Source organism: Tunturiibacter gelidiferens, from assembly GCF_013410115.1.
In the GTDB taxonomy this organism is placed as follows: domain Bacteria; phylum Acidobacteriota; class Terriglobia; order Terriglobales; family Acidobacteriaceae; genus Edaphobacter; species Edaphobacter gelidiferens.
In genome coordinates this window covers 499,081-511,078 of the sequence record NZ_JACCCV010000002.1, presented here as the reverse complement: position 1 = coordinate 511,078, position 11,998 = coordinate 499,081, and the positions used below count along the sequence as shown (strand labels likewise).

Sequence of the window (11,998 nt, the reverse complement as noted above, 5' to 3'; positions counted from 1 at the left end):
CCCCATGATCAATAGACAGCTCGGATTTATAAGGCACTTAATTGTGCGCGGTCGCAGAGTCATGCTCTTCAGTACCTCCAGAAATCTTTCTTACGTTTGCTTCCGCGACTCAACTCTGGACGAGATCCAGGCAAGATATCGAATGCAAACGGACGACTGGCGAAGTCGCACTTTGGCCATAGATGGGGACGACGAACGAATATTAGAACGTTTGAATAAAAATTGCAATGAGATAAAAATATCTCGATCGAACACAAACCTGCGCTATTCTTTTTTTCGTCGCGACCGCCCCTGAGCCGCAACACCCAACCGTGTTACTGGCGCAGTCCGTATATCGATAAGCCGTCTCGTCGTCGATTGGCGGATGACCAACTCTGGAGGCAACAAGTGTAGAGTGCCGGAGAGGGAAGAAGTCTCCGTCGCGGTATGGGACGGTTTTGTGTCAGCGAGCGAGTCGAGCACCCACTTGGCCGCGAGGCTTCCCATTTCCTCCATCGGTTGGCGAATAGTGGTGAGGCCGGGTGTATTCACGGCGGCATGGGGAACATCATCGAAGCCGATGACGGAACAGTCCTCGGGTACGTACCGTCCCGTCTGGCGCAGCGCCCGAATTGCGCCCAGACCCGTGAGATCGTCGAAGGCGATCACGGCGGTAAATTCAACTCCCTGTTCAATCATCGCCGAGATGAGACGATAACCTCCCTCGAAGCCGGAGGTTGGATCGTCGGCTGCCGGGAGTTGTCCGACGCGCTTAGAAGCGAGCGGTAGCCCGACTTCAGACGCGAAGCGCTGTATTCCGTTCCAGCGGCGATCACTGTCGGCCAGTTCGGAAGGACCACGGAGAACGGCGATCTTGCGATGGCCAAGATCGTAAAGATGCCGCGCAGCGGCGTATCCACCAGCCTCGTTGTCTACTTGTAAAGAGCGAACGCGGCTTGCTGTGAGGTCCCGGCCCACGCCGACCATGGGGATTTGACTCTTCCGAAAGTCGGCGAGCTGGTCGAATTCACCGAAAAGCCAGTTTGCGACAAGGATCAGCCCCTCGACCCGACGCTCCATCATCATCTCAAGATGGCGTCCAAACTGCTTGCGCTGGTTGTGAGCGATCATGATGATTGGCAGGTAGGTCGTCGGATGGAGTGCCTTCTCGATGCCCTGCAGGATGAGCGTGCAGAACGGATCGGAGATGTCGGAAACCATGATGCCGATAGTGTGGCTTCGGCGGCTGCGCAATGAGCGGGCCGCCGCGTCTGGACGGTAGCCAAGTTTGCTGGCGACAGCGCGGATATGCTCTTTGGTGCTAGCAGCAACATAACGGGAGAGTGGCGCTTCGTTGAGCACGAGGGAGACGCTGGAGATAGAGAAGCCGCTGACGCGCGCAACGTCGGCGAGCGTTATGCGCTTCGTGTAGTGGTTTTGAGTTAGCAAACGACGCGACCCCTTACGATTATAAAATCTGCGGTAGCTGTTGCCGAGTGTAAAGGAAGTTGTTGGAGCGCGCTCCGTAGAAGCTGCGGATGGAAGAATCGGCGCATCCTTTCGCTCCTTGTTGATCGGCGAAGTCGAATTCGTGGCACTATAGCAAGGTTCTTCGGGAATGAAATCCCGCCGTGATGCATATTCTGCAGCAGCTATTGCTGAGCGGCATCCTGCGCGTCGGCGGACCGGTCACCCGAAGGGTCTTGTTGCAGGCGATCGTTGAACGACTTCAGCAACTGCGCAGCCGTATCGAATTCTTGATGAGCTTTCGCGGACTGGCCTAGGCGGGTCAAAACTTTGCCCCTGGCGTAATGTACGCTGGCGCTCTGCGGCGCCAGGGCTTCGGCATGGTCCAACATCTCCAATGCCTCCGGGTAGCGGGCGGCATCCCGGTATAACTTAGCGAGACCGAAGTAAGAGTTTACGAGTGCGCTGTTACGTTCGATAGCTTGGCGGAAACTGTGTTCAGCTTTCTCGGGCTGATTGAGTTGGGCGTATAAAATACCGAGATCCTCGTAGTTATAGGCAAAGTCGGGTTCCAGTGCTGCGTCTTTTTGTAACTCCATCTCGGCCTGAGGATAAGCATGCTGCTCCAGGTAGGTGCGTCCCAGAAAGTAGTGCACCAGAGGAAGATCGGGGCGCGCGGCTACGGCGGCGCGGAACTCTTCTAAGGCTTTTTCGGTATTGTCTTCGGCCAGCCATGCCTTCCCAACATATAAATGGAACTCCGGAGTGTTCTGGCCAATCGCCAGCATCTGATCGAAGGCCTTCTTTTGTAGCAGAGGGTTGGACGATTTACTGGCCGCTATGCTCAGGACATAGAGATAGTTCAGATTCGTGGACTCTTGCTCCCACAGCGGCTTGAGGGTATCGCTGGCTTCCTTGTACTTATTCGTAAAAAAATAGCAGAGCCCCAGCAAATACCGTGCTTGAAGCGAATCGGGCGCACGCTGCAAGGCTTCAGAGAACGGTTCGATGGCCCCATCAAAGTCGTTCTTGCGGTAGTGAGCAAGGCCAATGTTCAGGGGAATGCCGGGCGCATTGGGAGAGAGCGATTCCGCTTGATGCAGTTCGACCAAAGCATCGTCCCACCGGCGCTCCCGCATATAGGCGACGCCTAGATTGACGTGGGCCGCACTCGACTTAGGGTCCAGAGCAATCACTCGTCGAAAGTCCTCTTCAGCGTCACCAAGTTGCCCGCTTTGCATGGCCTGCATGCCTTGGCGGAAGAGCAATGCAGGATCTGCAGAAGTGCTGGCGGAGTTTTGTGCGGAAGCAGGTACAGCGCCTGGCGTTGCTGAGATAGTGGCTTGCTCTTTGCCACGAGCACGGGCCTGTGCTGCATACAGCAAGCAGAGTAAGAACAAAGATCGAAATCCTTTGCAGCGATTCAAGTGGGTTCAGCCTTCTGGGGGCAGTGTACTGAAAAGCTGCCATGAGCACATACAGATCCAGGTCGAAATAAATAAACAAAAAAATTTTCTCTTGACAAGGTATTCAATCGTTCTAATATAGGCACATTCACTTCTGCCAACGCATCGCAAAGGGAATCTTTTTGTAGAACTGCCACTTCTTTTCATTTCCTGAGTGCTCACGGAGGCATTTAAGCCATGTGGTCCCGATGTTCTCTTTCCTCTGATCCAACCGTGCTATCCGCTCTTCCTCACTCTCCGTTCGACACCGTCGGGAAGTTACGGAAGTCGTCTCGCTCGAATGTCTTTCGCTCTGTGCTCTTTGCGCTATGTCTGCTTTTCCCGGCCTCAATCGTTGCGCAACAATCAAGTTCCATCGATGGTTCGGTTAAGGATAAGAGCGGCGGGGCCATCCAAAATGCCAAGGTGACACTCACCAATGTGGCCCAAAATACTAGCGTCGAAGCCACCACCAACGCGGCTGGCGAGTACTCTCTGCCCGGTCTCGAGGCCGGTACTTACAATCTGCAAGTCACCTCCCCGGGGTTCGAGAAGTTTTCCGCCAACGGGATCATCGTCCGCGTTGCGCGTAAGGAGCGGGTGGACGCGCAACTCACGGTTGGAGCCGTAACTGCCGAGATCCAGGTAAGCGGTACCGACTTGGGTGTCGTGCAGACGGAGTCGCCCGAGATCTCCTTCACCATCACGGGCAAGCAGATTACGCAGCTCGTGTTGAACGGCCGTAACTTCGCCCAGCTCGTGACCCTGTCCCCTGGTGTCGTCAGCCAGACCAACCAGGACGAGGGTCAGACCGGCGTTGCCGGCAGCGTCGAATACGCCATCAATGGCGGTCGCCCGCAGTACAACAACTGGGAGATCGACGGCGCGAGCGTCATGGACAACGGCAGCAACGGCACCCTTAACGTCTACCCCAACGTCGACGCCATCGCGGAGACGCAGGTGCTCACCTCAAACTACGGCGCTCAGTACGGTCGCAACGCATCCGGCACTGTGCAGTCCCAGACAAAGTCGGGCACCGACCGTCTCCATGGCGAGCTATTCGAGTTTCTCCGCAACGATGCCTTCAATGCGCGAAACTACTTTGCAACGACGGTTCCAACCTATAAAAAGCATGACTATGGCTTTACTATCGGCGGCCCGGTCTATATACCGCACCTCTACACTCCAGGCGTGAGGAAGACCTTCTTCTTCTACTCGCAGGAGTGGCGCCACGAGAATGTGCCTGGCACCAACTTCAATCAGCCGGTACCTTCGGATGCGCAGCGCACCGGAAACTTCTCTGACCTCTGTCCAGCCGCAGGAAGTCCCGTAGATACGGCGGATTTTCCTGATTGCCCAGTCACTCCACCCACCAGCCCATCCCCCGGCGTGTACTACCCGAACAACCAGGTACCCGTCGACCCCAACGGGACTGCGTTGCTCGCACTCATTCCCGCGGCAAACACGTCCGTCAACGGATCTCCGTACTATGTTGCATCTCCCGCGCAGTTGACCACCAATCGAGAAGAGCTCTTCCGCATCGATCAGGTCTTCAGCGAAAAACTGCGCGGCTTCTATCGTTTCATCTACGACTCCTGGTCCACGGTGAGTTCCTCTCCGACCTTTCAGACGAACGCCTTTCCCACCGTCCAAAACAGCTTCGCCGGCCCCGGCATCGATATGGTGGCCAGCCTCACCTACGCTGCCTCTCCGTCCCTGGTCAACGAGTTTGTGGCCGACTACACCACCGATCACATCACCCTCACCAATATCAGCAAGGGTATCGATCGTAGCGGCTTCTCCGGCAATGGGTTCTTCAATAACGGCTACGGCGGGGTCCTTCCTTCGATCATCCTTACTGGCAACTCGGCATATGCCGGCGGCTTTACCGTCAATACGGGTTACTTCCCGTGGCAGAACTCGAACCCCACCTATAGCTACCGCGACGACCTCACCAAAACTCTCAACCGCCAAACCCTCATCTTCGGCGTCAGCTTGATCGCTGGCCAGAAGAACGAGCCCTCCACAGGAAATAATCAGGGGACCTTTTACTTCAACACCTCTGCAACGGCGGTGACCACCGGGAATGCCTTCGCCGACCTGCTGACGGGCCAGATCGCTCAGTTCTCCCAGACCTCGGCTCAGCCGAAGTACTACAACCGGTACAAGATCGTTGAGCCTTACTTCCAGGACAACTGGCGCTTGACTCCGAAGTTGACCCTCAATCTTGGCCTTCGGTTGAGTCTCTTCGGTACCTATCACGACATCAGCAACCAGTCCGGTAACTTCGAGCCTTCAGCATGGAGCGCTTCGAACGCACCGACGATCGACGTAGACGGGACGCAACAATCCTCGCAACAGCAGGTGGGAGCGATCGTGCCGGGCACCGGAAACATCTTCAACGGCGTGGTCTCCTGTGGCAAAAATGGTGTCTATTCAGGCTGTATGAGCGGGCACCTCTTCAATCCTGCACCGCGCCTTGGATTTGCTTACGACGTCTTCGGCAACGGAAAGCTCGCAGTCCGCGGCGGCTATGGCATCTTCTTCGAACACACAAATGGCAACGAGAGCAACTCCGAGTCTCTGGAGGGCTCAGCCCCAATAGTGCAGACCCCGAATAAGTACAACTTCCCCGGTTACACCAGCGCGGGCGTAGGCGGGGTACAGTTCCCGCTGAGCGTTTTCGCAATCCCAACCCACGCTGTCTGGCCGTACGTCCAGCAATATAATCTGGCCGTCCAGGGTGAGTTGCCAAGCCACACGGTACTGCAGGTAGCCTACGTCGGCAGCGTTGGCAGGCATCTGCCCACTTGGTCTGACCTGAACCAGCTAAGGCCACTGTCCGCGGCTGAGAACCCTTACGGCCCAGGCCAGCCGATCTCAGCTGCAGATTGCGGAAGTATCACAGGTAGCTTCTCCGGTCCCACCCCCTATGCGGGCACAGTGAACGGTCAGCCGGTCACCGGAAATGTCCTGAACCATCTGATCATCGCATGCGGCCTCTTCGACGGCGCCGCTCCCTATCGGCCCTATGTTGGCCTCAGTGGAATCAATAACTCAACCAATTCCGTGAGTTCGAGCTACAACGCTCTCCAGATCGGTGTCAGCCGGTACTTTGGTGGATTGAACGGCAGTCTGGCATACACCTACGGTCACTCTATCGACGAAGGTTCGAACGGCGCGTATGGAGCGACTGAAGTCATCAACAGCTACAACCTCAGCCAGAGCAGGGCGAGCTCAAACTTCGACGAACGCCATAGCCTTGCAGTCAGCCTGGTCTATGACATTCCCCTCTTCACCCAACCCGGACTTCTGCACTCGATCCTCGGAGGATGGCAGGTCTCAGACCTCACCATCTTTCAAACCGGCACGCCATTCAGCGTGACCAACCAGGCCTACACGGATAATGCCGGAACAGGAAATGCCTTCGCCAACACTGCAAACGGTCAAGTGCAATCCTATCCGGATATCGTTGGGAATATACACGGCAAAGTCGCGACCAAGTATCCCTCTGGGCCGGGACCGCGGCTTTATAACAGCGATGCCTTTGCCGCTCCTCAAGGGCTCACTTACGGCAACGCCGGCCGCAACGTTCTCAACCTTCCTGCTCGCACGAACTTCGATATGGGTCTATTCAAGAACTTCGCCATTCGCGAAGGGATGCACTTCGAGTTCCGCACGGAGGCGTTCAACGTCTTCAACCATACCCAGTGGATGACGATCAATTCGTCCACAAGCTGCTACTCCACTCTAGGAGGCTGTTCGGCCGACCCCTTCCTGACGGCGACGGCAGCGCACAACGCGCGCATCCTCCAATTCGCTGGAAAATTTGTCTTCTAGACAAAATGAGAGAAGGAAACAAGCTGGTTGAATCGCTCAGTGCGGTTCAGCCAGCATTTGTCCGGCTGCTTGACAAATTGACGGTGGAAAAGAGGGTTAGAGAACGAGGCCCAACAGTTCCAGGCCGCTCCGAATTTCTAGTTGCGGTAGATTTGAGTCCAAACCTAAGTCATATATTATGAATACTTTGGCACGTTTTTGCCGGGGAGTGGGGTGTGCCCTTACTCAGACATCAAGCTCTGCATCACAAAACTGGGAGGAGATACCAATGCTGTCAGCACGGATGTCATCAGTAGTGCTTGCTTGTGCATTTTTAGCTGGCGGTTCGCCGCTGCAAGCGGACACACCACTGCCCATCATGCCGCTGCCAGCTCATATGGTCGAGGGTACGGGTAGCTTTCCGATCGATGGCGGATTTCAGATTGTCTTCCAAGGCCACACCGAACCGCGACTGGAGCGGGCGCGCGACCGCTTCCTCATCAATCTCACACGCGAGACCGGAATCCTTCATTGGCCCGCTTCCGCGGTGAATCAGCCTCAGTTCGTTATAAAGACAGCAGAACCGAGCGCGGAGGTTGAACAACTCGGAGAGGACGAGTCCTACCGCCTCGAGGTTGCGCCAGCTAGGGTGCTGTTGAGCGCTCCGAACCCGCTCGGCATTCTGCATGGGCTACAGACATTCCTTCAGCTGGTGCAGACGTCGCCGCAGGGTTTCGCCGTCGCCTCGATGACGATCGAGGACAGGCCGCGTTTTGCTTGGCGCGGGCTGATGATTGATGCAGGACGCCACTTCATGCCGCTCGATGTGATTCGCCAGACTCTGGACGGAATGGAGGCTGTGAAGCTCAATGTCTTTCACTGGCATCTATCCGAAGACCAGGGCTTTCGCGTAGAGAGCAAAGTCTTTCCGCTATTACAACAAAAGGGATCCGACGGCCTCTACTACACACAGGACCAGATCCGCGACACCATCGAGTACGCGCGCGACCGTGGCATACGCGTCATCCCAGAGTTCGATATGCCGGGCCACGCCACTTCGTGGTTCGTCGGATACCCGGATCTGGCGAGCGGCAAAGGCCCATATCGGATCGAGCGTAAGTGGGGCATCTTCGATCAGGCGATGGATCCAACTCGCGAAGCCACCTACAAGTTTCTTGACCGTTTCATCGGAGAAATGACAGCACTGTTTCCGGACGCCTATTTCCATATCGGCGGCGACGAGTGCAATGGCAAGGAATGGCAAGCAAACTCGCGCATTACACAATACATGCGCGAACATGGGATCAAGGATAATGCGGCCCTACAGGCATATTTCACCGGTCGTGTTCAAAAGTTGGTCACGAAGCGCGGCAAGATTACCGTCGGCTGGGATGAAGTCCTGCAGCCTGATACTCCCAAGGACGTCGTGATCCAGTCATGGCGTGGACAGGATTCCCTTGCGCAGGCCGCACTGCGTGGCAATCGTGGCATTCTCTCCGCGGGTTATTACATCGACCTCAATGAGCCGGCTTCTCAACACTATGCAGTTGATCCGCTCGAGAGCGCCACCGTCAAACTGACTTCGGAGCAGCAAAGCAACATCATGGGCGGTGAGGCGACGATGTGGACAGAATACGTAACTCCAGAGACGATTGGGAGCCGCATCTGGCCCCGCACCGCGGCCATCGCCGAACGGTTGTGGTCGCCGAAGGAAACGAACGGCATCGACTCAATGTATCGACGGCTTGCGATTGTCTCAAGAGATCTCGAATATTATGGCCAAACTTACCGCTCCGTCAGCGAGCGAATGCTACAGCGCATGATAGGTGATGTGGATTCATCCTCGTTGAAGGTGCTTGCTAGTGCGGTCGAACCGCCGAAAGAATACGCCCGCGAGGAGTTGGGGAACTACGATAGTTTTACTCCGCTGAATCGAATGGTTGACGCTGTGCCCCCAGAGAGCGATTGCGCTCGCGAGTTCCGTGACGCGGCCAATCGTATCGCCATTGGAAAGGCCACGCCGTCAGACTGGCAACAGGCGAGGCAGTCGCTCACCCTCTGGCGTGACAATGATGCTGTGCTGCAGCGATACTTGCCACAGTCTGCATTAACCGCGGAACTTGTATCGGTTTCGCACAATCTGAGTATGGCTGCAGCTATTGGCTTGTCGGCTCTAGGTTCTCTTGAGAACCGCGAGACGGTTAGCCCAACTGATCGGCAGGGGCAGCTCTCCTCGTTAAAATCGCTGGAAGCGCCACATGCAGTCCTCCTCGATATGATTGTTCCTGGAGTGGAAGTATTGGTGGCTGCAACTCGCTAAGCTAAAGCTCAAATCCGCTGTTCGGCCGCGCTATCAAACAGCAGGACGTTTCGAATGTCGCCGCCGCCGAACTCTTTGATCATGATGCTGCTATACCCGCGACGTGTGGTTGAGCATAACCGATGAATAAGATAGCGGAGTTCTCGGGGTGGCGGTCTACGAGTGACCTGGACGCGGGATTTTTCATTTTCACTCTGGTGAAGTGGTGGACGCGGTAGGGATCGAACCTACGACCAGTCGATTAAGAGTCGAATGCTCTACCAACTGAGCTACGCGTCCTTTTGGTTTTTGCTCCCAGAGAGGAGATCGGTAAGAGTCGTTGCATGGGGTATTTCAGGCAGGACTCAATTACTCGACTTGTTAAAGATAACACAGCTTGCAGCGTAAAACAGGGGCTGCAAGCTGTGAGTTGGACGAAAGTATTTTTGCCGCGATTAGTACTCGAGGGGCTACAAACCTTAGGCTACCCGACGAAATCTACGTTGGCGCGATGGGGGATGATGCCGCGCTCGTAGCCCATAGCGAGCAGCTTGCGAATAGCTTCTTTGCCGTCTTCGCCGTAGTTGAGAGTGCGCTCATTGACGTACATGCCGACGAAGCGGTTGGCGAGGGTGGGGTCGAGGTCGCGGGCGAACTGCATCGCGTAGGTCAGGGCCTCTTCGCGGTTGTCGAGGGCATGTTGGATGCTGTCGCGCAGGGCGTTCGTGGTGGTAAGAAGGGTTTCGGCGCCGAGGGAGCGTCGGATGGCGTTGCCACCGAGCGGCAGAGGTAGGCCGGTCTGTTCGCGCCACCACTGGCCTAGATCGAGGAGCTTGATGAGGCCATCGTTGGCGTAGGTGAGTTGGCCTTCGTGAATGATAAGGCCAGCGTCGAACTCGCCCGCAACGACGGCGGGAATGATTTTGTCGAAAGGAACTGTGACGGTTTCGACATCAGGGGCGAACAGCTTGAGGGTGAGGTAGGCGGTGGTGAGAGTGCCGGGAACGGCGATCCGAGTCTTCTTGATGTCGTCGAGAGAGAGCTTGCGCGGCGCGACGATCATGGGGCCGTATCCTTCGCCGACGCTGCCGCCGCAGGACATGAGGGTGTAATTGTCCTGCAGGTAAGGGTAGGCGTGGAAGGAGATGGCGGTGACGTCGTAGAAAGCTTCGTCGATTGCGCGATGATTAAGGGTCTCGATATCGGTGAGAGTGTGGGTGAACTTGAAGCCGGGGACTCGGACCTTGTTGGTGGCGAGGCCGTAGAACATGAAGGCGTCGTCGGAGTCGGGGCTGTGGGCGATGCTGATTTCCTGGATTGCGGTGGTTGCGGTGGTCATGATGCTTCCTTCGGACTTCGTGATACCTGTGTGATGCGCAGGGGGAGTAGAGTGGCCCTGCGCTGAGGTTGGATGCTTGCGGTCGGGTTGCTTGGTTAGGACTGACGCCAGCGTTGGAGTGAACTGAAGATGCCGGCGGCGGTGGTGATCTTGACGACTTCACCGGGGAGGAACGGAGCGATGGCCATGGTCCATGTGGCTGCTGCGTTGGTGTGGAGGAGATGCGAGAGCCAGCCTGCTCCGAGGAGGAAGATTGGTGCGCTGGCGATTGTGGCGGCTACGAGGCCGGCTCGGAACCGGGAGGTGATGCGCTGCATGGCACGAACGCTCCAACCGGCAGTCGCTGCGGCCACAGGGTAGGAGAAGAGGTAGCCCGCGTTGGGGCCGAGCAGGTGCGCGATGCCGCCGACACTGTGGGGCGTGAAGACGGGGAGGCCCATAGCTCCTTCAGCAAGATAGAGGACCATCGCGGAGAAGCCGACGACCGGGCCGAGCAGCATGCCGACGAGGATGACGGCGAAGTTCTGCAACGTGAGCGGCACGGGCGTGAAGGGAAGCGGCAGAGAGATGTGGGCGCAGATGCCGACGAAGGCGCTGGCTGCGACGGTGAGCATGACTTTGCCGGAGAGGGACTCCTGAAGCGATCCGGAGCGGTGGGCGAGACCGAGTTGAGAGGAGGTGGCGGATTGCATGCTTGAGGTCCTTTCGCGCTGGTGCTTTGTTGACGTTTCGATGCTGGGTCGGCGGTGTCGACTTTTAGATGGAACGTCTGGTGTGGATGTTATATAGGCTTGAGACGGTATGAAGGCTTTAGCGAGAGGCGACGTTGGTTCCTCGATTGTAAGCCCGTTGCGGAGGAAAGACCGTGACGCTGGTTGGTTGCGAGTAGAGAAATGGTGGGTCGAGATGGCAAAGAAAGTCGGCATGCTCTACAAGAAGGATAACAAGGGACCTGCGCTTCGTGCAGTTTTTCGGTTTCCGCTTTGGCAGCCGGACAGGCTTGCGGTTTCGGGGAGTATTCGTGGCGAGACGGTATGAAGTAGGTACGTGCCAGCTGGAATCGGGTTTTCCACTTGACGGTGAAGGGGGTGAAGTTTGTACTGGAATTTGAGATGGCTCGTTTAAAGACAACAGGCACGAGTGCGAAGCGGTCGAGTGCAATCGTCCGTTTGTATGAGCAGGGCCGTGTCGGTTGGAGGAAGGTCGCTACGGGCGCGGCTGCAGTGCTCGCGGTGGCGATGGGTTACCACGTTATCTTTGGGCAGAATGGGCTGACGGTTTATCAGCAGAAACGCAATGATGCGCAGAGCCTGGACGGCCAGCTGCGTACTCTACAACGGGAGAATGACCTGTTGAAGGGGCACGTCGGCAGGCTGCAGAGTGATCCGAACGCGATTGAACATCAAGCGCGCGAAGAGCTGCATTACACGCGACCGGGTGAGGTGATCGTGTATATGCCCGCTCCGGCTGGATCGGGCCCTGCCGGTGTTGCGAAGCAGTAGCTGATTCGTCTCGCCGCTCGATATTTTGCTTGAGTGCGCCGCTCCATATATCGCGTTTCCGCCTACCTGACCACGCTAGATGTGCCGTATTTTTTTGTCACTCCCTTTTCGCTTGAATTTCCATCCCGAGAGGCGAGGCAAGGCAACG

8 protein-coding genes and 1 tRNA gene are annotated in these 11,998 nt (G+C 56.6%); 4 read left to right on the top strand and 5 right to left on the bottom strand.

Annotated features, from left to right (window positions below):
• Window positions 1–264 precede the first annotated feature (264 nt).
• A complete protein-coding gene (locus HDF12_RS14220; RefSeq protein WP_179584405.1) occupies window positions 265–1,428 on the bottom strand; it encodes a LacI family DNA-binding transcriptional regulator in 1,164 nt (387 codons plus the stop codon).
• A gap of 203 nt (window positions 1,429–1,631) precedes the next feature.
• Window positions 1,632–2,873, bottom strand: a complete 1,242-nt coding sequence (locus tag HDF12_RS14215) for a tetratricopeptide repeat protein (RefSeq protein WP_179584403.1) — start codon at window positions 2,871–2,873, stop codon at window positions 1,632–1,634.
• A gap of 216 nt (window positions 2,874–3,089) precedes the next feature.
• Here HDF12_RS14215 and HDF12_RS14210 point away from each other — a divergent pair, with 216 nt between their 5' ends.
• Entirely contained in the window at window positions 3,090–6,731 is a 3,642-nt protein-coding gene (locus HDF12_RS14210) for a TonB-dependent receptor (RefSeq protein ID WP_257025669.1), read from the top strand.
• Window positions 6,732–6,999: 268 nt separating this feature from the next.
• On the top strand, window positions 7,000–9,030 hold the full coding sequence (locus tag HDF12_RS14205) for a beta-N-acetylhexosaminidase (protein WP_179584399.1): 2,031 nt from the start codon (window positions 7,000–7,002) through the stop codon (window positions 9,028–9,030).
• Between the two features lie 203 nt (window positions 9,031–9,233).
• On the opposite strand, the gene HDF12_RS14200 is transcribed toward HDF12_RS14205, so the two are convergent.
• The 3 genes from HDF12_RS14200 to HDF12_RS14190 all read right to left on the bottom strand — a co-directional run bounded on the left by HDF12_RS14200 (window position 9,234) and on the right by HDF12_RS14190 (window position 11,040).
• Window positions 9,234–9,309 (bottom strand) — tRNA-Lys (locus HDF12_RS14200).
• A 184-nt stretch (window positions 9,310–9,493) separates the two neighbouring features.
• On the bottom strand, window positions 9,494–10,348 hold the full coding sequence (locus HDF12_RS14195; protein ID WP_179584397.1) for a menaquinone biosynthesis family protein: 855 nt from the start codon (window positions 10,346–10,348) through the stop codon (window positions 9,494–9,496).
• Between the two features lie 95 nt (window positions 10,349–10,443).
• Window positions 10,444–11,040 (bottom strand): biotin transporter BioY, encoded by a 597-nt coding sequence (locus tag HDF12_RS14190; protein WP_179584395.1) that lies wholly within the window; start codon window positions 11,038–11,040, stop codon window positions 10,444–10,446.
• A gap of 214 nt (window positions 11,041–11,254) precedes the next feature.
• Here HDF12_RS14190 and HDF12_RS22400 point away from each other — a divergent pair, with 214 nt between their 5' ends.
• Window positions 11,255–11,386, top strand: coding sequence for a hypothetical protein (locus HDF12_RS22400; protein WP_257025668.1), 132 nt, complete (start codon window positions 11,255–11,257; stop codon window positions 11,384–11,386).
• Between the two features lie 74 nt (window positions 11,387–11,460).
• Window positions 11,461–11,850 (top strand): FtsB family cell division protein, encoded by a 390-nt coding sequence (locus HDF12_RS14185; RefSeq protein ID WP_179584393.1) that lies wholly within the window; start codon window positions 11,461–11,463, stop codon window positions 11,848–11,850.
• The last annotated feature ends 148 nt before the right edge of the window (window positions 11,851–11,998 follow it).